This is a genomic window from Escherichia sp. S10b, assembly GCF_028421345.1.
GTDB lineage: Bacteria > Pseudomonadota > Gammaproteobacteria > Enterobacterales > Enterobacteriaceae > ECMA0423.
Genome location: NZ_JAHZSO010000165.1, coordinates 184,710 through 203,191 on the forward strand (window position 1 = coordinate 184,710; position 18,482 = coordinate 203,191).

Sequence of the window (18,482 nt, forward strand, 5' to 3'; positions counted from 1 at the left end):
ATTCACAACGTATTGAAATTTCTTGGTTTGTAGGCCGGATAAGGCGTTCACGCCGCATCCGGCATTTTACGCATTACTTCGCAATACGCTTGTACTTGATACGCTTCGGCTCCAGTGCGTCTGCGCCCAGCGTGCGTTTCTTGTACTCTTCGTACTCGGTAAAGTTACCTTCGAAGAACTCAACTTTACCTTCATCCTGGTAATCCAGAATGTGCGTGGCGATACGGTCGAGGAACCAACGGTCGTGCGAGATAACCATCGCGCAGCCCGGGAACTCCAGCAGGGCGTTTTCCAGCGCGCGCAGGGTTTCGATATCCAGGTCGTTGGTTGGTTCGTCGAGCAGCAGCATGTTGCCGCCAACCTGCAGCAGCTTCGCCAGATGCAGACGACCGCGCTCACCACCGGAAAGTTCACCAACGCGTTTACCCTGATCAACCCCTTTAAAGTTAAAGCGGCCAACGTAGGCGCGGCTTGGCATCTCGGTGTTGCCGATCTTCATAATATCCAGCCCGCCGGAAACTTCTTCCCAAACGGTTTTGCTGTTATCCATTGAGTCACGGAACTGATCAACCGATGCCAGTTTCACCGTTTCACCTAAAGTGATGGTGCCGCTGTCCGGCTGTTCCTGACCAGAGATCATACGGAACAGGGTCGATTTACCCGCGCCGTTCGGACCGATGATCCCGACGATTGCCCCTTTCGGGATCGAGAAGCTCAGGTCATCAATCAGCAGGCGATCACCGTAGGATTTACGCAGGTTGCTGACTTCCAGCACTTTATCGCCCAGACGCGGTCCAGGTGGAATAAACAGTTCGTTGGTTTCGTTACGTTTCTGATATTCGGTGCTGTTCAGCTCTTCAAAGCGTGCCAGACGTGCTTTACCTTTCGACTGGCGGCCTTTAGTTCCCTGACGTACCCACTCCAGCTCTTTCTCGATCGACTTACGACGCGCCGCTTCTTGTGAAGCTTCCTGCGCCAGGCGCTGATCTTTCTGCTCCAGCCAGGAGGAGTAGTTGCCTTCCCACGGAATACCTTCACCGCGGTCAAGTTCGAGGATCCAGCCTGCAACGTTATCGAGGAAGTAACGGTCGTGGGTAATCGCCACCACGGTGCCCTCGAAGTCGTGCAGGAAGCGTTCCAGCCAGGCCACGGATTCGGCATCCAGGTGGTTGGTCGGTTCGTCGAGCAGCAGCATGTCTGGTTTTTCCAGCAGCAGGCGGCACAACGCTACGCGACGACGCTCACCACCGGAGAGGTTAGCGATTTTCGCGTCCCAATCTGGCAGACGCAGCGCATCCGCCGCACGCTCCAGCTGTACGTTCAGGTTATGACCGTCGTGAGCCTGAATGATCTCTTCCAGACGGCCTTGTTCAGCGGCCAGCTTGTCAAAATCGGCATCCGGATCGGCGTACAGCGCATACACTTCATCCAGGCGTTTCAGGGCGTTAACCACTTCAGAAACCGCTTCTTCAATGGACTCACGCACGGTGTGTTCCGGGTTCAGCTGCGGTTCCTGCGGCAGGTAACCAATCTTGATGTCTGGCTGCGGACGCGCTTCACCTTCGATGTCTTTATCAATGCCCGCCATAATGCGCAGCAGGGTAGACTTACCCGCGCCGTTCAGACCCAGGACACCAATTTTTGCCCCAGGGAAGAAACTCAGAGAGATGTTTTTCAAAATATGACGTTTCGGCGGAACAACTTTGCCGACACGATGCATGGTATAAACGAATTGAGCCACGTTGGACTTCGCCTCTATGTTTATCGTGATGATGAGTTTTCAAAGGCGAAGTGTAGCCTTTTTCCCCGCCTAATCCCAGTTGGTCGATCACCTTCGCAGTAAAAGTAAAAAAGTGTCCGTAACGTGGCGTAAACGGCAATGACTGGTTAGCATAAATCTATTACGCGGCATGACGCTGCATTGATGTATTTACACTTAGAGGATGCGCTTGTGGAAAAAGCCAAACAAGTTACCTGGCGGCTGTTGGCTGCCGGTGTCTGTCTGCTGACGGTCAGCAGCGTGGCGCGAGCCGACTCACTGGATGAGCAGCGTAGCCGTTACGCGCAAATCAAGCAGGCCTGGGATAATCGACAAATGGATGTGGTCGAACAAATGATGCCTGGACTGAAGGATTATCCGCTTTATCCCTACCTGGAATACCGCCAGATCACCGATGATCTGATGAATCAACCGGCGGTGACGGTCACTAACTTTGTTCGCGCTAACCCCACGCTTCCTCCCGCTCGCACGCTGCAATCTCGTTTCGTCAATGAACTGGCGCGGCGTGAAGACTGGCGTGGCTTGTTAGCCTTTAGCCCGGAAAAGCCCGGAACTACCGAAGCGCAATGTAATTACTACTATGCGAAATGGAACACCGGGCAGAGTGAAGACGCCTGGCAAGGGGCGAAAGAGCTGTGGCTAACCGGCAAGAGCCAGCCTAACGCCTGTGACAAGTTATTTAGCGTCTGGCGTGCGTCAGGTAAACAAGATCCGCTGGCGTATTTAGAGCGTATCCGTCTGGCGATGAAAGCGGGTAACACTGGCCTGGTAACAGTGCTGGCAGGGCAGATGCCTGCCGATTACCAGACTATCGCCTCGGCAATCATTTCACTGGCGAACAACCCTAATACGGTACTGACCTTCGCGCGTACAACCGGAGCGACCGATTTTACCCGTCAAATGGCAGCGGTGGCGTTTGCCAGTGTGGCGCGGCAGGATGCTGAAAATGCACGGCTGATGATCCCGTCGCTTGCCCAGGCGCAGCAGCTTAATGAAGATCAGATTCAGGAGCTGCGCGATATCGTCGCCTGGCGTTTGATGGGCAACGATGTCACCGACGAGCAGGCGAAATGGCGCGATGACGCCATTATGCGCTCGCAATCCACGTCGTTGATTGAACGCCGTGTGCGAATGGCACTTGGCACCGGCGATCGTCGCGGCCTGAATACCTGGCTGGCGCGTCTGCCGATGGAAGCAAAAGAGAAAGATGAATGGCGTTACTGGCAGGCGGATTTATTGCTGGAACGCGGACGTGAAGCTGAAGCGAAAGAGATTTTGCATCAACTCATGCAACAGCGTGGTTTCTACCCGATGGTTGCAGCACAACGCATCGGAGAAGAGTATGAGCTGAAGATTGATAAAGCGCCGCAGAATGTTGACAGCGCCCTGACTCAGGGGCCGGAGATGGCGCGCGTGCGCGAGTTGATGTACTGGAATCTCGATAACACCGCGCGTAGCGAGTGGGCCAATCTGGTGAAGAGCAAGTCAAAAACAGAGCAGGCTCAACTGGCGCGGTATGCTTTCAACAACCAATGGTGGGATCTTAGCGTTCAGGCAACGATCGCCGGGAAGCTATGGGATCATCTGGAAGAGCGATTCCCGCTGGCTTACAACGATCTTTTCAAACGCTACACCAGCGGTAAGGAGATCCCGCAAAGCTATGCGATGGCGATTGCCCGTCAGGAGAGCGCCTGGAATCCGAAAGTGAAATCACCGGTAGGGGCCAGCGGCCTGATGCAGATTATGCCTGGTACAGCGACCCATACGGTGAAGATGTTCTCTATTCCTGGTTATAGCAGCCCTGGGCAATTGCTGGATCCGGAAACGAATATCAACATTGGCACCAGTTACCTGCAATATGTTTATCAGCAGTTTGGCAATAACCGTATTTTCTCCTCAGCAGCTTATAACGCCGGACCTGGACGGGTGCGAACCTGGCTTGGCAACAGCGCCGGGCGTATCGACGCTGTGGCATTTGTCGAGAGTATTCCGTTCTCCGAGACGCGCGGTTATGTGAAGAACGTGCTGGCTTATGACGCTTACTACCGCTATTTCATGGGGGATAAACCGACGTTGATGAGCGCCACGGAATGGGGACGTCGTTACTGATCCGCACGTTTATGATATGCTATCGTACTCTTTAGCGAGTACAACCGGGGGAGGCATTTTGCTTCCCCCGCTAACAATGGCGACATATTATGGCCCAACAATCACCCTATTCAGCAGCGATGGCAGAACAGCGTCACCAGGAGTGGTTACGTTTTGTCGACCTGCTTAAGAATGCCTACCAAAACGATCTCCATTTACCGTTGTTAAATCTGATGCTGACGCCAGATGAGCGCGAAGCGTTGGGGACTCGCGTGCGTATTGTCGAAGAGCTGTTGCGCGGCGAAATGAGCCAGCGTGAGTTAAAAAATGAACTCGGCGCGGGCATCGCGACGATTACGCGTGGATCTAACAGCCTGAAAGCCGCGCCCGTGGAGCTGCGCCAGTGGCTGGAAGAGGTGTTGCTGAAAAGCGATTGATTTTGTAGGCCTGATAAGACGCGGCAGCGTCGCATCAGGCATCGTGCACCGAATGCCGGATGCGGCGTGAACGCCTTATCCGTCCTACAATGCCTGATACACGGCATTGTGAAACGGACTCAGCGCCAGGATCACCGCCTGGTGATAGACGCTGGCGCGAGTGAGTTTCCCGGCGGTAAACACGCCGATCGCCCCTTCCTTACGACCAATCTCATCAATACCGGTATAACGCGACATCACGGGACCAAGCGCCTCACCTTCACGCACTTTCTGCAGAATCACCGCAGGTAACGGCAAAGTAGCCGAACGCGCCTCGCCGCGCTGGCTGGTGTTTTCAATCACCACCCAACTGAAAGTGCTGTCACCATCGATGCCAGCTTCAATCGCCACCCAAAAATCAGCCTCTGGAAGTAAACGGCGGGCATTTGCTACCCGATTTCGTGCGCCAGCGCGCGTTTCCTCACTGCCAAAGGGCTGTTCCGGTACACCGCTCTCGACGGCAACGGATGCAATATGGCAGGATCCTTCGCCGAAGATCTCGTGAAATGCCTGCAGAATGGCCTGAATTTTAGCGGGATTGGTGGTCGCACAGACAACTTGGTGCATAATCAGCATTACTCAGAAAATTAACGTTACAGCAGTATACGGAAAAAAAGCATGTTACAGGTATACCTAGTCCGCCACGGTGAAACGCAGTGGAACGCCGAGCGACGTATTCAGGGCCAGTCTGACAGCCCGCTGACCGCCAAAGGTGAGCAACAGGCGATGCAGGTGGCAACCCGTGCCAAAGAGCTTGGCATTACGCATATTATCAGTAGCGATTTAGGACGCACCCGGCGTACGGCGGAAATCATCGCCCAGGCCTGCGGCTGTGACATCATCTTTGATTCTCGCCTGCGTGAATTAAACATGGGTGTGCTGGAAAAAAGACATATCGATTCTCTGACCGAAGAAGAAGAGAACTGGCGTCGGCAGCTGGTCAATGGCACCGTTGACGGGCGTATTCCTGAAGGCGAGTCAATGCAGGAGCTCAGCGATCGCGTCAATGCGGCACTGGAATCTTGCCGGGACTTACCGCAGGGAAGCCGACCGCTGCTGGTGAGCCATGGTATTGCACTGGGATGTCTGGTGAGTACGATTCTCGGATTACCAGCATGGGCAGAGCGCCGCTTACGTCTGCGTAACTGTTCTATTTCGCGCGTGGATTATCAGGAAAGCCTGTGGCTGGCGTCTGGCTGGGTTGTTGAAACCGCAGGGGACATCTCGCATCTGGACGCCCCTGCATTAGATGAGTTGCAGCGTTAACGACGGATCGGAATCAGCAGTTCACAGCGCAGATTAATTGGGCGATCTCCCGCTTTGGCATCTTCTGCCGGGTAGTATCGCTCAATATCCTGACCTTTACGGCGCGTCAGATTGAGCATTGGCATGCACGTTCCGTATACTGTCAGGATAAACTCCTGCACGCCGGTTCCCAGACCTTCATAGGTAAACATCACATATTCGCCGCCCTGCAGCATCACCGGATGCCCCGTCAGTACATAGCCATCTGCCTGATCCTGGGCTAACGCAGTGGTATAGAATACCTCTTGTTCGTCGTCTTTATCCTGACTCGGACGCGTTTCATTCAGGCCGTAGAGCACTGGCGGAATGGTCGGCGCGTTGCCGAGAAAATCGTGCCAGAACTGATAACGCATTTCATGGCGGAAATCAGAGATTTGCTCCAGCGAACAGGAGTAGCTCTGGGTAACACCAATCAGCGGCGTATCTTCCAGGGTGACAAATTTGTGCTCTGGCATTGTGAATTCACCCAGACGTAGCGGCGGGCGAATACCAAAGGCGCTCCATTCAGGAGAACGGCGGTAAAGTGCAGGAGTCTGGGCAAACTGCTTCTTGAATGCGCGGGTAAATGTCTGTTGAGAGTCGAAGCGGTATTGCAGCGCGATGTCCAGAATCGGACGCGCAGTCAGGCGTAGTGCGACCGCCGATTTCGACAAACGACGAGCACGAATATACGCGCCAATAGCATGGCCAGTGACATCTTTAAACATTCTCTGTAAGTGCCACTTGGAATAACCTGCTTTCGCCGCTACATTGTCGAGCGACAGGGGCTGATCCAGATGACCTTCCAGCCAGATTAAAAGGTCGCGAATAATGCCGGCCTGATCCATAAAATATCCTCATCCTTTCAACAACGAGCACCTGACATCAGGTAATTGGATAATAGCATTTTTTGCTGTTTTAGCATTCAGTGTTTTTTTCTTAGTAGAGTATGTTTTAGGGCTTGACGGAAATAAAAGTATTGAGATTTTGTTCTTAATCAATATGTTATTTACCGTGACGAACTAATTGCTCGTGTAATAGATAAAAATGGTAACAATATGAAATACAAGCATTTGATCCTGTCTTTAAGCCTGATAATGCTGGGGCCATTGGCTCATGCAGAAGAGATTGGTTCGGTCGACACCGTATTTAAAATGATCGGCCCGGATCACAAAATTGTTGTGGAAGCCTTTGACGATCCCGATGTGAAAAATGTCACCTGTTATGTGAGCCGGGCGAAAACAGGTGGTATTAAAGGGGGATTGGGTCTGGCGGAAGATACCTCCGATGCGGCTATTTCTTGTCAGCAAGTCGGGCCGATTGAACTGTCGGATCGTATTAAAAACGGCAAAGCTCAGGGCGAGGTAGTATTCAAAAAACGCACGTCCCTGGTCTTTAAGTCGTTACAGGTCGTGCGCTTTTATGACGCCAAACGCAACGCGCTCGCTTATCTGGCTTACTCCGACAAAGTTGTAGAAGGTTCGCCGAAAAACGCGATTAGCGCGGTTCCTGTCATGCCGTGGCGGCAATAACAGAGGCGATTTATGCAACGGGAAACGGTCTGGTTAGTGGAAGATGAGCAAGGGATAGCCGACACGCTGGTCTACATGTTGCAGCAGGAAGGTTTTGCCGTCGAGGTCTTTGAGCGAGGCTTGCCGGTGCTGGATAAAGCTCGCCAGCTGGTTCCCGACGTCATGATTCTCGACGTTGGTTTGCCTGATATCAGCGGCTTTGAATTGTGCCGCCAGTTACTGGCGCTCCATCCGGCGTTACCTGTACTGTTCCTGACGGCCCGAAGTGAAGAGGTCGATCGCCTGCTTGGGCTGGAAATTGGCGCTGACGACTATGTGGCTAAACCGTTTTCACCCCGCGAAGTGTGCGCCAGGGTGCGCACCTTACTGCGTCGGGTGAAGAAGTTCTCGTCGCCGTCTCCCGTCATCCGTATTGGTCATTTTGAATTGAATGAACCCGCGGCGCAGATCAGCTGGTTTGACACGCCATTAACGCTGACGCGGTATGAGTTTTTATTGCTGAAGACGTTACTCAAGTCGCCAGGCCGCGTCTGGTCCCGCCAGCAACTGATGGATAGCGTGTGGGAAGATGCGCAGGACACCTACGATCGCACCGTTGATACCCACATTAAAACGTTGCGTGCCAAGCTGCGCGCCATCAACCCCGATCTTTCACCGATTAATACTCATCGCGGCATGGGATATAGCCTGAGGGGCCTGTAATGCGTATCGGCATGCGGTTGCTGCTGGGCTATTTTTTACTGGTGGCGGTGGCGGCCTGGTTCGTACTGGCTATTTTTGTCAAAGAAGTTAAACCGGGCGTGCGAAGAGCAACGGAGGGGACGTTAATCGATACCGCAACGTTGCTGGCGGAGCTGGCGCGTCCCGATTTGCTCTCTGGGGACCCAACGCATGGGCAACTGGCGCAGGCGTTTAATCAGCTACAACATCGCCCGTTTCGCGCCAATATCGGTGGCATTAACAAAGTGCGCAATGAATATCATGTCTATATGACCGATTCGCAGGGTAAAGTATTGTTCGATTCGGCAAATAAAGCCGTTGGGCAGGATTATTCGCGCTGGAATGACGTCTGGCTAACGTTGCGTGGTCAGTATGGTGCGCGCAGCACGTTGCAAAATCCTGCCGATCCCGAAAGTTCGGTGATGTATGTTGCCGCGCCGATTATGGACGGCTCGCGGCTTATTGGCGTTTTGAGCGTAGGCAAACCGAACGCGGCGATGGCTCCGGTCATTAAACGCAGCGAGCGGCGAATTTTATGGGCCAGCGCCATTTTGTTGGGGATCGCACTGGTGATTGGCGCAGGCATGGTTTGGTGGATCAACCGCTCCATTGCCCGGCTCACTCGCTATGCTGATTCCGTCACTGACAATAAGCCCGTTCCTCTTCCCGATCTCGGTAGTAGCGAGCTGCGTAAACTCGCGCAGGCGCTGGAAAGTATGCGCGTGAAGCTGGAAGGGAAAAACTATATTGAGCAGTATGTTTATGCGTTAACCCATGAGCTAAAAAGCCCACTGGCGGCGATTCGTGGCGCGGCGGAAATTTTACGCGAAGGTCCGCCGCCTGAAGTAGTGGCTCGTTTTACTGACAACATTCTGACGCAAAATGCGCGAATGCAGGCACTGGTGGAAACGTTACTACACCAGGCAAGACTGGAGAATCGTCAGGAAGTCGTTTTGACTGCTGTTGATGTGGCGGCATTATTCCGCCGCGTCAGCGAAGCGCGCACCGTGCAGTTGGCAGAAAAAAACATCACTCTACATGTTACGCCCACCGAGGTTAATGTTGCTGCTGAACCGGCGTTACTGGATCAGGCGCTGGGGAATTTACTGGATAACGCCATCGATTTTACCCCCGAGAGCGGTCGTATAACGCTAAGCGCCGAAGTGGATCAGGAACACGTCACGCTTAAGGTGCTGGATACCGGTAGTGGTATTCCTGACTACGCGCTGTCACGTATTTTTGAACGCTTTTACTCTTTGCCGCGTGCAAATGGGCAAAAAAGCAGCGGTCTGGGGTTGGCGTTCGTCAGTGAGGTCGCCCGTTTGTTTAACGGCGAAGTCACGCTGCGCAACGTGCAGGAAGGTGGCGTGCTGGCCTCGCTACGACTTCACCGTCACTTCACATAGCTTCAAATTCTTCCCACATAGCCTTCGTATCCTGCTGCCATTGCAAAGGAGAAGACTATGTTGAAATCCCCCCTGTTCTGGAAAATGACCACCCTGTTTGTTGCAGTATTGCTGTTGTTGATTCCGATAATGCTGATTCGGCAAGTGATTGTCGAACGTGCCGATTACCGTAGCGATGTGGAAGATGCGATTCGCCAAAGTACCAGCGGGCCGCAAAAACTCGTTGGGCCGCTTATCGCTATTCCTGTGACCGAGCTTTATACGGTACAGGAAGAGGATAAAACCGTGGAGCGGAAACGAAGTTTTATCCATTTTTGGTTACCTGAGTCATTGATGGTTGATGGCAATCAGAACGTGGAAGAACGCAAGATAGGGATTTATACCGGTCAGGTCTGGCACAGTGATTTAACGCTAAAAGCCGATTTCGATGTTTCGCGTCTTAGCGAACTCGACGCGCCAAATATCACCTTTGGCAAGCCATTTATTGTGATTAGCGTCGGGGATGCGCGTGGTATTGGTGTGGTGAAAGCGCCTGAAGTTAACGGAACGGCGCTGACCATTGAACCCGGCACCGGGTTAGAGCAAGGCGGGCAGGGCGTGCATATCCCTTTACCCGAAGGGGACTGGCGGAAGCAGAACCTGAAGCTGAATATGGCCCTGAATTTAAGCGGTACCGGCGATCTTTCTGTGGTGCCTGCCGGGCGTAATAGCGAAATGACCTTAACCAGCAACTGGCCGCATCCCAGTTTTTTAGGTGATTTTTTGCCAGCCAAACGGGAAGTTAGCGAGTCAGGTTTTCAGGCGCAATGGCAAAGCAGCTGGTTTGCTAATAATCTCGGTGAGCGTTTTGCTTCAGGCAATGATACCGGCTGGGAAAACTTCCCCGCGTTTAGCGTCGCAGTGACGACGCCAGCCGATCAATACCAAATAACGGACCGGGCGACTAAGTACGCCATTCTGCTGATTGCACTGACTTTTATGGCGTTCTTTGTTTTTGAAACGCTCACCGCGCAACGTTTACACCCAATGCAATATTTGCTGGTGGGGCTTTCATTGGTGATGTTTTATTTGCTCTTGCTGGCGCTTTCTGAACATATCGGTTTTACCGTGGCATGGATAATCGCCAGTCTGATTGGGGCGTTAATGAACGGTATTTATTTGCAGGCGGTATTGAAAGGCTGGCGCAACAGCATGTTGTTTACCCTCGCGCTGTTGTTGCTGGATGGTGTGATGTGGGGACTGCTCAACTCTGCCGATAGCGCGCTGTTGTTGGGAACCAGTGTGCTGGTGGTGGCGCTGGCCGGCATGATGTTTGTGACTCGTAATATCGACTGGTATGCGTTTTCACTGCCGAAAATGAAAGCCAGTAAAGAAGTTACAATGGACGATCAATTACGTATCTGGAAATAAGGTTGAAAAATAAAAACGGCGCTAAAAAGCGCCGTTTTTTTTGACGGTGGTAAAGCCGATTAATCTTCCAGATCACCACAGAAGCGATAACCTTCACCGTGGATGGTGGCGATGATTTCCGGCGTATCCGGCGTAGATTCGAAATGTTTACGAATACGGCGGATCGTCACGTCTACAGTACGGTCGTGTGGTTTCAGCTCACGGCCGGTCATTTTCTTCAGCAGTTCAGCACGAGACTGAATTTTGCCTGGGTTTTCACAGAAGTGAAGCATGGCGCGGAACTCGCTGCGCGGCAGCTTGTACTGCTCGCCATCAGGGCCGATCAACGAACGGCTGTTGATGTCCAGTTCCCAACCATTGAACTTGTAGCTTTCAACGCTACGACGTTCTTCGCTGACAGTACCCAGATTCATGGTACGGGACAGCAGGTTGCGTGCACGAATCGTCAGTTCACGCGGGTTGAACGGTTTGGTGATGTAGTCATCTGCACCGATTTCGAGGCCGAGAATTTTATCGACTTCGTTGTCACGGCCAGTCAGGAACATCAACGCAACATTCGCCTGCTCGCGCAGTTCACGCGCTAACAGAAGACCGTTCTTACCCGGCAGATTGATATCCATGATCACCAGGTTGATGTCATATTCAGAGAGGATCTGATGCATTTCCGCGCCATCTGTCGCTTCGAAAACATCATAGCCTTCCGCTTCGAAAATACTTTTCAACGTGTTGCGTGTTACCAACTCGTCTTCAACGATAAGAATGTGCGGGGTCTGCATGTTTGCTACCTAAATTGCCAACTAAATCGAAACAGGAAGTACAAAAGTCCCTGACCTGCCTGATGCATGCTGCAAATTAACATGATCGGCGTAACATGACTAAAGTACGTAATTGCGTTCTTGATGCACTTTCCATCAACGTCAACAACATCATTAGCTTGGTCGTGGGTACTTTCCCTCAGGACCCGACAGTGTCAAAAACGGCTGTCATCCTAACCATTTTAACAGCAACATAACAGGCTAAGAGGGGCCGGACACCCAATAAAACTACGCTTCGTTGACATATATCAAGTTCAATTGTAGCACGTTAACAGTTTGATGAAATCATCGTATCTAAATGCTAGCTTTCGTCACATTATTTTAATAATCCAACTAGTTGCATCATACAACTAATAAACGTGGTGAATCCAATTGTCGAGATTTATTTTTTATAAAATTATCCTAAGTAAACAGAAGGATATGTAGCATTTTTTAACAATTCAACCGTTAGTACAGTCAGGAAATAGTTTAGCCTTTTTTAAGCTAAGTAAAGGGCTTTTTCTGCGACTTACGTTAAGAATTTGTAAATTCGCACCGCGTAATAAGTTGACAGTGATCACCCTGTTCGCGGTTATTTGGTCAAGAAGAGTGGCAATATGCGTATAACGATTATTCTGGTCGCACCCGCCAGAGCAGAAAATATTGGGGCAGCGGCGCGGGCAATGAAAACGATGGGTTTTAGCGAACTGCGGATTGTCGATAGTCAAGCGCACCTGGAGCCAGCCACCCGCTGGGTCGCACATGGATCTGGTGATATTATTGATAATATTAAAGTTTTCCCGACGCTGGCTGAATCGTTACACGATGTCGATTTCACTGTCGCCACCACTGCGCGCAGTCGGGCGAAATATCATTACTACGCCACGCCAGTAGAACTGGTGCCGCTGTTAGAGGAAAAATCTTCATGGATGAGCCATGCCGCGCTGGTGTTTGGTCGCGAAGATTCCGGGCTGACTAACGAAGAGTTAGCGTTGGCTGACGTTCTAACTGGTGTGCCGATGGTGGCGGATTATCCTTCGCTCAATCTGGGGCAGGCGGTGATGGTCTATTGCTATCAATTAGCAACATTAATACAACAACCGGCGAAAAGTGACACAACGGCAGACCAACATCAACTGCAAGCTTTACGCGAACGAGTCATGGCATTGCTGACGACTCTGGCAGTGGCAGATGACATAAAACTGGTCGACTGGTTACAACAACGCCTGGGGCTTTTAGAGCAACGAGACACGGCAATGTTGCACCGTTTGCTGCATGATATTGAAAAAAATATCACCAAATAAAAAACGCCTTAGTAAGTATTTTTCAGCTTTTCATTCTGACTGCAACGGGCAATATGTCTCTGTGTGGATTAAAAAAAGAGTGTCTGATAGCAGCTTCTGAACTGGTTACCTGCCGTGAGTAAATTAAAATTTTATTGACTTAGGTCACTAAATACTTTAACCAATATAGGCATAGCGCACAGACAGATAAAAATTACAGAGTACACAACATCCATGAAACGCATTAGCACCACCATTACCACCACCATCACCATTACCACAGGTAACGGTGCGGGCTGACGCGTACAGGAAACACAGAAAAAAGCCCGCACCTGACAGTGCGGGCTTTTTTTTCGACCAAAGGTAACGAGGTAACAACCATGCGAGTGTTGAAGTTCGGCGGTACATCAGTGGCAAATGCAGAACGTTTTCTGCGTGTTGCCGATATTCTGGAAAGCAATGCCAGGCAGGGGCAGGTGGCCACCGTCCTCTCTGCCCCCGCCAAAATCACCAACCACCTGGTGGCGATGATTGAAAAAACCATTAGCGGCCAGGATGCTTTACCCAATATCAGCGATGCCGAACGTATTTTTGCCGAACTTTTGACGGGACTCGCCGCCGCCCAGCCGGGGTTCCCGCTGGCGCAATTGAAAACTTTCGTCGATCAGGAATTTGCCCAAATAAAACATGTCCTGCATGGCATTAGTTTGTTGGGGCAGTGCCCGGATAGCATCAACGCTGCGCTGATTTGCCGTGGCGAGAAAATGTCGATCGCCATTATGGCCGGCGTGTTAGAAGCGCGTGGTCACAACGTTACCGTTATCGATCCGGTCGAAAAACTGCTGGCAGTGGGGCATTACCTCGAATCTACCGTCGATATTGCTGAGTCCACCCGCCGTATTGCGGCAAGTCGTATTCCGGCTGATCACATGGTGCTGATGGCAGGCTTCACCGCCGGTAATGAAAAAGGCGAACTGGTGGTACTTGGACGTAACGGTTCCGACTACTCCGCGGCGGTGCTGGCTGCCTGTTTACGCGCCGATTGTTGCGAGATTTGGACGGACGTTGACGGGGTCTATACCTGCGACCCGCGTCAGGTGCCCGATGCGAGGTTGTTGAAGTCGATGTCCTACCAGGAAGCGATGGAGCTTTCCTACTTCGGCGCTAAAGTTCTTCACCCCCGCACCATTACCCCCATCGCCCAGTTCCAGATCCCTTGCCTGATTAAAAATACCGGAAATCCTCAAGCACCAGGTACGCTCATTGGTGCCAGTCGTGATGAAGACGAATTACCGGTCAAGGGCATTTCCAATCTGAATAACATGGCAATGTTCAGCGTTTCCGGCCCGGGGATGAAAGGAATGGTCGGCATGGCGGCGCGCGTCTTTGCCGCGATGTCACGCGCCCGTATTTCCGTGGTGCTGATTACGCAATCATCTTCCGAATACAGTATCAGTTTCTGCGTTCCGCAAAGCGACTGTGTGCGGGCTGAACGGGCAATGCAGGAAGAGTTCTACCTGGAACTGAAAGAAGGCTTACTGGAGCCGCTGGCGGTGACGGAACGGCTGGCCATTATCTCGGTGGTAGGTGATGGTATGCGCACCTTGCGTGGGATCTCGGCGAAATTCTTTGCCGCGCTGGCCCGCGCCAATATCAACATTGTCGCCATTGCTCAGGGATCTTCTGAACGCTCAATCTCTGTCGTGGTAAATAACGATGATGCGACCACTGGCGTGCGCGTTACTCATCAGATGCTGTTCAATACCGATCAGGTTATCGAAGTGTTTGTGATTGGCGTCGGTGGCGTTGGCGGTGCGCTGCTGGAGCAACTGAAGCGTCAACAAAGCTGGCTGAAGAATAAACATATCGACTTACGTGTCTGCGGTGTTGCCAACTCGAAGGCACTGCTCACCAATGTGCATGGCCTAAATCTGGAAAACTGGCAGGAAGAACTGGCGCAAGCCAAAGAGCCGTTTAATCTCGGGCGCTTAATTCGCCTCGTGAAAGAATATCATCTGCTGAACCCGGTCATTGTTGACTGCACCTCCAGCCAGGCAGTGGCGGATCAATATGCCGACTTCTTGCGCGAAGGTTTCCACGTTGTCACGCCGAACAAAAAGGCCAACACCTCGTCGATGGATTACTACCATCTGTTGCGTCATGCGGCGGAAAAATCGCGGCGTAAATTCCTCTATGACACCAACGTTGGGGCTGGATTACCGGTTATTGAGAACCTGCAAAATCTGCTCAATGCTGGTGATGAATTGATGAAGTTCTCCGGCATTCTTTCAGGTTCGCTTTCTTATATCTTCGGCAAGTTAGACGAAGGCATGAGTTTCTCCGAGGCGACTACTCTGGCGCGGGAAATGGGTTATACCGAACCGGATCCGCGAGATGATCTTTCTGGTATGGATGTAGCGCGTAAGCTATTGATTCTCGCTCGTGAAACGGGACGTGAACTGGAGCTGGCGGATATTGAAATTGAACCTGTGCTGCCCGCAGAGTTTAACGCTGAGGGTGATGTTGCCGCTTTTATGGCGAATCTGTCACAGCTCGACGATCTCTTTGCCGCGCGCGTGGCGAAGGCCCGTGATGAAGGAAAAGTTTTGCGCTATGTTGGCAATATTGATGAAGATGGTGCCTGCCGCGTGAAGATTGCCGAAGTGGATGGTAATGATCCGCTGTTCAAAGTGAAAAATGGCGAAAACGCCCTGGCCTTTTATAGCCACTATTATCAGCCGCTGCCGTTGGTGCTGCGCGGATATGGTGCGGGCAATGACGTTACAGCTGCCGGTGTCTTTGCCGATCTGCTACGTACCCTCTCATGGAAGTTAGGAGTCTGACATGGTTAAAGTTTATGCCCCGGCTTCCAGTGCCAATATGAGCGTCGGGTTTGATGTGCTCGGGGCGGCGGTGACACCTGTTGATGGTGCATTGCTCGGAGATGTAGTCACGGTTGAGGCGGCAGAGACATTCAGTCTCAACAACCTCGGACGCTTTGCCGATAAGCTGCCGTCAGAACCACGGGAAAATATCGTTTATCAGTGCTGGGAGCGTTTTTGCCAGGAGCTTGGCAAGCAAATTCCAGTGGCGATGACTCTGGAAAAGAATATGCCAATCGGTTCGGGCTTAGGCTCCAGCGCCTGTTCGGTGGTCGCGGCGCTGATGGCGATGAATGAACACTGTGGCAAGCCGCTTAATGACACTCGTTTGCTGGCTTTGATGGGCGAGCTGGAAGGACGAATCTCCGGCAGCATTCATTACGACAACGTGGCACCGTGTTTTCTTGGTGGTATGCAGTTGATGATCGAAGAAAACGACATCATCAGCCAGCAAGTGCCAGGGTTTGATGAGTGGCTGTGGGTGCTGGCGTATCCGGGGATTAAAGTCTCGACGGCAGAAGCCAGGGCTATTTTACCGGCGCAGTATCGCCGCCAGGATTGCATTGCGCACGGGCGACATCTGGCTGGCTTCATTCACGCCTGCTATTCCCGTCAGCCTGAGCTTGCCGCGAAGCTGATGAAAGATGTTATCGCTGAACCCTACCGTGAACGGTTACTGCCTGGCTTCCGGCAGGCGCGGCAGGCGGTCGCGGAAATCGGCGCGGTAGCGAGCGGTATCTCCGGCTCCGGCCCGACCTTGTTCGCTCTATGTGACAAGCCGGATACCGCCCAGCGCGTTGCCGACTGGTTGGGTAAGAACTACCTGCAAAATCAGGAAGGTTTTGTTCATATTTGCCGGCTGGATACGGCGGGCGCACGAGTACTGGAAAACTAAATGAAACTCTACAATCTGAAAGATCACAACGAGCAGGTCAGCTTTGCGCAAGCCGTAACCCAGGGGTTGGGCAAAAATCAGGGGCTGTTTTTTCCGCATGACCTGCCGGAATTCAGCCTGACTGAAATTGATGAGATGCTGAAGCTGGATTTTGTCACCCGCAGTGCGAAGATCCTCTCGGCGTTTATTGGTGATGAAATCCCGCAGGAAATCCTGGAAGAGCGCGTGCGCGCGGCGTTTGCCTTCCCGGCTCCGGTCGCCAATGTTGAAAGCGATGTCGGTTGTCTGGAATTGTTCCACGGGCCAACGCTGGCATTTAAAGATTTCGGCGGTCGCTTTATGGCACAAATGCTGACCCATATTGCGGGCGATAAGCCAGTGACCATTCTGACCGCGACCTCCGGTGATACCGGAGCGGCAGTGGCTCATGCTTTCTACGGTTTACCGAATGTGAAAGTGGTTATCCTCTATCCACGAGGCAAAATCAGTCCACTGCAAGAAAAACTGTTCTGTACGTTGGGCGGCAATATCGAAACTGTTGCCATCGACGGCGATTTCGATGCCTGTCAGGCGCTGGTGAAGCAGGCGTTTGATGATGAAGAACTGAAAGTGGCGCTGGGGTTAAACTCAGCTAACTCGATTAACATCAGCCGTTTGCTGGCGCAGATTTGCTACTACTTTGAAGCTGTTGCGCAGCTGCCGCAGGAAGCGCGCAACCAGCTGGTTGTCTCGGTGCCAAGCGGAAACTTCGGCGATTTGACGGCGGGTCTGCTGGCGAAGTCACTCGGTCTGCCGGTGAAACGTTTTATTGCTGCGACCAACGTGAACGATACCGTGCCACGTTTCCTGCACGACGGTCAGTGGTCACCCAAAGCGACTCAGGCGACGTTATCCAACGCGATGGACGTGAGTCAGCCGAACAACTGGCCGCGTGTGGAAGAGTTGTTCCGCCGCAAAATCTGGCAACTGAAAGAGCTGGGTTATGCAGCCGTGGATGATGAAACCACGCAACAGACAATGCGTGAGTTAAAAGAACTGGGCTACACCTCGGAGCCGCACGCTGCCGTAGCGTATCGTGCGCTGCGTGACCAGTTGAATCCAGGCGAATATGGCTTGTTCCTCGGCACCGCGCATCCGGCGAAATTTAAAGAGAGCGTGGAAGCGATTCTCGGTGAAACGTTGGATCTGCCAAAAGAGCTGGCAGAACGTGCTGATTTACCCTTGCTTTCACATAATCTGCCCGCCGATTTTGCTGCGTTGCGTAAATTGATGATGAATCATCAGTAAAATCTATTCATTATCTCAATCAGGCCGGGTTTGCTTTTATGCAGCCCGGCTTTTTTATGAAGAAATTATGGAGAAAAACGACAGGGAAAAAGGAGAAATTCTCAATAAATGCGGTAACTTAGAGATTAGGATTGCGGAGAATAACAACCGTCGTTCTCATCGCGTAATCTCCGGATATCGACCCATAACGGGCAATGATAAAAGGAGTAACCTGTGAAAAAGATGCAATCTATCGTACTCGCACTTTCCCTGGTTCTGGTCGCTCCCATGGCAGCGCAGGCTGCGGAAATTACGTTAGTCCCGTCAGTAAAATTACAGATAGGCGATCGTGATAATCGCGGTTATTACTGGGATGGCGGTCACTGGCGCGACCACGGCTGGTGGAAACAACATTATGAATGGCGAGGCAATCGCTGGCACCCACACGGACCGCCGCCACCGCCGCGTCACCATAAGAAAGCTCATCATGATCATCACGGCGGTCATGGTCCAGGCAAACATCACCGCTAAATGACAAATGCCGGGTAACAATCCGGCATTCAGCGCCTGATGCGACGCTGGCGCGTCTTATCAGGCCTTGTATTATCCCTCCAGTGCAGAGAAAATCGGCCAGTTTTCTCTGCCTGCAGTCCGCATGCCGTATCG

General features: G+C 52.1%; 18 protein-coding genes and 1 other annotated feature. Of the genes, 14 read left to right on the top strand and 4 right to left on the bottom strand.

Annotated elements, in window-relative coordinates; genetic code table 11:
- Window positions 1-73: 73 nt before the first annotated feature.
- Window positions 74-1,741, bottom strand: a complete 1,668-nt coding sequence (gene ettA / locus FTE26_RS15010; protein ID WP_000046749.1) for an energy-dependent translational throttle protein EttA — start codon at window positions 1,739-1,741, stop codon at window positions 74-76.
- A 210-nt stretch (window positions 1,742-1,951) separates the two neighbouring features.
- Here ettA and sltY point away from each other — a divergent pair, with 210 nt between their 5' ends.
- Window positions 1,952-3,889 carry a murein transglycosylase gene (gene sltY, locus FTE26_RS15015; RefSeq protein ID WP_000409438.1) on the top strand — a complete coding sequence of 646 codons (1,938 nt, stop codon included), beginning with the start codon at window positions 1,952-1,954 and terminating at the stop codon, window positions 3,887-3,889.
- Window positions 3,890-3,978: 89 nt separating this feature from the next.
- A complete protein-coding gene (gene trpR, locus FTE26_RS15020; RefSeq protein ID WP_000068679.1) occupies window positions 3,979-4,305 on the top strand; it encodes a trp operon repressor in 327 nt (108 codons plus the stop codon).
- Window positions 4,306-4,389: 84 nt separating this feature from the next.
- Here trpR and yjjX read toward each other — a convergent pair whose 3' ends face one another.
- Window positions 4,390-4,911, bottom strand: coding sequence for an inosine/xanthosine triphosphatase (yjjX, locus tag FTE26_RS15025; RefSeq protein WP_001297279.1), 522 nt, complete (start codon window positions 4,909-4,911; stop codon window positions 4,390-4,392).
- Window positions 4,912-4,962: 51 nt separating this feature from the next.
- Between yjjX and gpmB the strand changes: the two genes are divergently transcribed.
- Window positions 4,963-5,610, top strand: a complete 648-nt coding sequence (gene gpmB / locus FTE26_RS15030; RefSeq protein ID WP_000942344.1) for a 2,3-diphosphoglycerate-dependent phosphoglycerate mutase GpmB — start codon at window positions 4,963-4,965, stop codon at window positions 5,608-5,610.
- On the opposite strand, the gene robA is transcribed toward gpmB, so the two are convergent.
- Window positions 5,607-6,476: an MDR efflux pump AcrAB transcriptional activator RobA gene (gene robA, locus FTE26_RS15035; RefSeq protein ID WP_000371666.1), complete on the bottom strand. Its 870-nt coding sequence runs from the start codon at window positions 6,474-6,476 to the stop codon at window positions 5,607-5,609. The two genes, gpmB and robA, sit on opposite strands and share 4 nt — an antisense overlap.
- A 210-nt stretch (window positions 6,477-6,686) precedes the next feature.
- On the opposite strand from robA, the gene creA reads away from it, so the two are divergent.
- Genes creA through creD form a run of 4 tightly spaced genes read left to right on the top strand, consistent with a single transcriptional unit; the run spans window position 6,687 to window position 10,696 of the window.
- On the top strand, window positions 6,687-7,160 hold the full coding sequence (creA, locus tag FTE26_RS15040) for a protein CreA (protein ID WP_000875487.1): 474 nt from the start codon (window positions 6,687-6,689) through the stop codon (window positions 7,158-7,160).
- Between the two features lie 12 nt (window positions 7,161-7,172).
- Window positions 7,173-7,862, top strand: a complete 690-nt coding sequence (creB, locus tag FTE26_RS15045) for a two-component system response regulator CreB (RefSeq protein WP_001188659.1) — start codon at window positions 7,173-7,175, stop codon at window positions 7,860-7,862.
- Entirely contained in the window at window positions 7,862-9,286 is a 1,425-nt protein-coding gene (creC, locus tag FTE26_RS15050; RefSeq protein ID WP_001219602.1) for a two-component system sensor histidine kinase CreC, read from the top strand. The genes creB and creC overlap by 1 nt, the downstream gene beginning before the upstream one ends.
- 57 nt (window positions 9,287-9,343) lie before the next feature.
- The gene (gene creD / locus FTE26_RS15055; protein WP_000920371.1) at window positions 9,344-10,696 is read left to right on the top strand and encodes a cell envelope integrity protein CreD; all 1,353 of its coding nucleotides are present in this window, start codon (window positions 9,344-9,346) and stop codon (window positions 10,694-10,696) included.
- A 59-nt stretch (window positions 10,697-10,755) separates the two neighbouring features.
- Here creD and arcA read toward each other — a convergent pair whose 3' ends face one another.
- A complete protein-coding gene (gene arcA, locus FTE26_RS15060) occupies window positions 10,756-11,472 on the bottom strand; it encodes a two-component system response regulator ArcA (RefSeq protein ID WP_001194358.1) in 717 nt (238 codons plus the stop codon).
- Between the two features lie 95 nt (window positions 11,473-11,567).
- Here arcA and yjjY point away from each other — a divergent pair, with 95 nt between their 5' ends.
- The 7 genes from yjjY (at window position 11,568) to FTE26_RS15095 (ending at window position 18,347) form a co-directional block, all read left to right on the top strand.
- Window positions 11,568-11,708, top strand: a complete 141-nt coding sequence (gene yjjY / locus FTE26_RS15065; RefSeq protein ID WP_001303782.1) for a protein YjjY — start codon at window positions 11,568-11,570, stop codon at window positions 11,706-11,708.
- A 399-nt stretch (window positions 11,709-12,107) separates the two neighbouring features.
- Complete coding sequence (locus tag FTE26_RS15070; protein ID WP_001223164.1) at window positions 12,108-12,794, top strand: tRNA/rRNA methyltransferase; 687 nt, start codon at window positions 12,108-12,110, stop codon at window positions 12,792-12,794.
- A gap of 213 nt (window positions 12,795-13,007) precedes the next feature.
- The gene (gene thrL, locus FTE26_RS15075) at window positions 13,008-13,073 is read left to right on the top strand and encodes a thr operon leader peptide (RefSeq protein WP_001386572.1); all 66 of its coding nucleotides are present in this window, start codon (window positions 13,008-13,010) and stop codon (window positions 13,071-13,073) included.
- Window positions 13,009-13,128: a sequence feature (Thr leader region), on the top strand. Its footprint overlaps the gene before it by 65 nt.
- 25 nt (window positions 13,129-13,153) lie before the next feature.
- Window positions 13,154-15,616, top strand: a complete 2,463-nt coding sequence (gene thrA / locus FTE26_RS15080) for a bifunctional aspartate kinase/homoserine dehydrogenase I (protein WP_001264697.1) — start codon at window positions 13,154-13,156, stop codon at window positions 15,614-15,616.
- Between the two features lies 1 nt (window position 15,617).
- Complete coding sequence (thrB, locus tag FTE26_RS15085; RefSeq protein WP_000241660.1) at window positions 15,618-16,550, top strand: homoserine kinase; 933 nt, start codon at window positions 15,618-15,620, stop codon at window positions 16,548-16,550.
- A complete protein-coding gene (gene thrC, locus FTE26_RS15090) occupies window positions 16,551-17,837 on the top strand; it encodes a threonine synthase (RefSeq protein WP_000781063.1) in 1,287 nt (428 codons plus the stop codon).
- A 213-nt stretch (window positions 17,838-18,050) separates the two neighbouring features.
- Entirely contained in the window at window positions 18,051-18,347 is a 297-nt protein-coding gene (locus FTE26_RS15095) for a DUF2502 domain-containing protein (protein WP_000738721.1), read from the top strand.
- Window positions 18,348-18,482 lie beyond the last annotated feature (135 nt).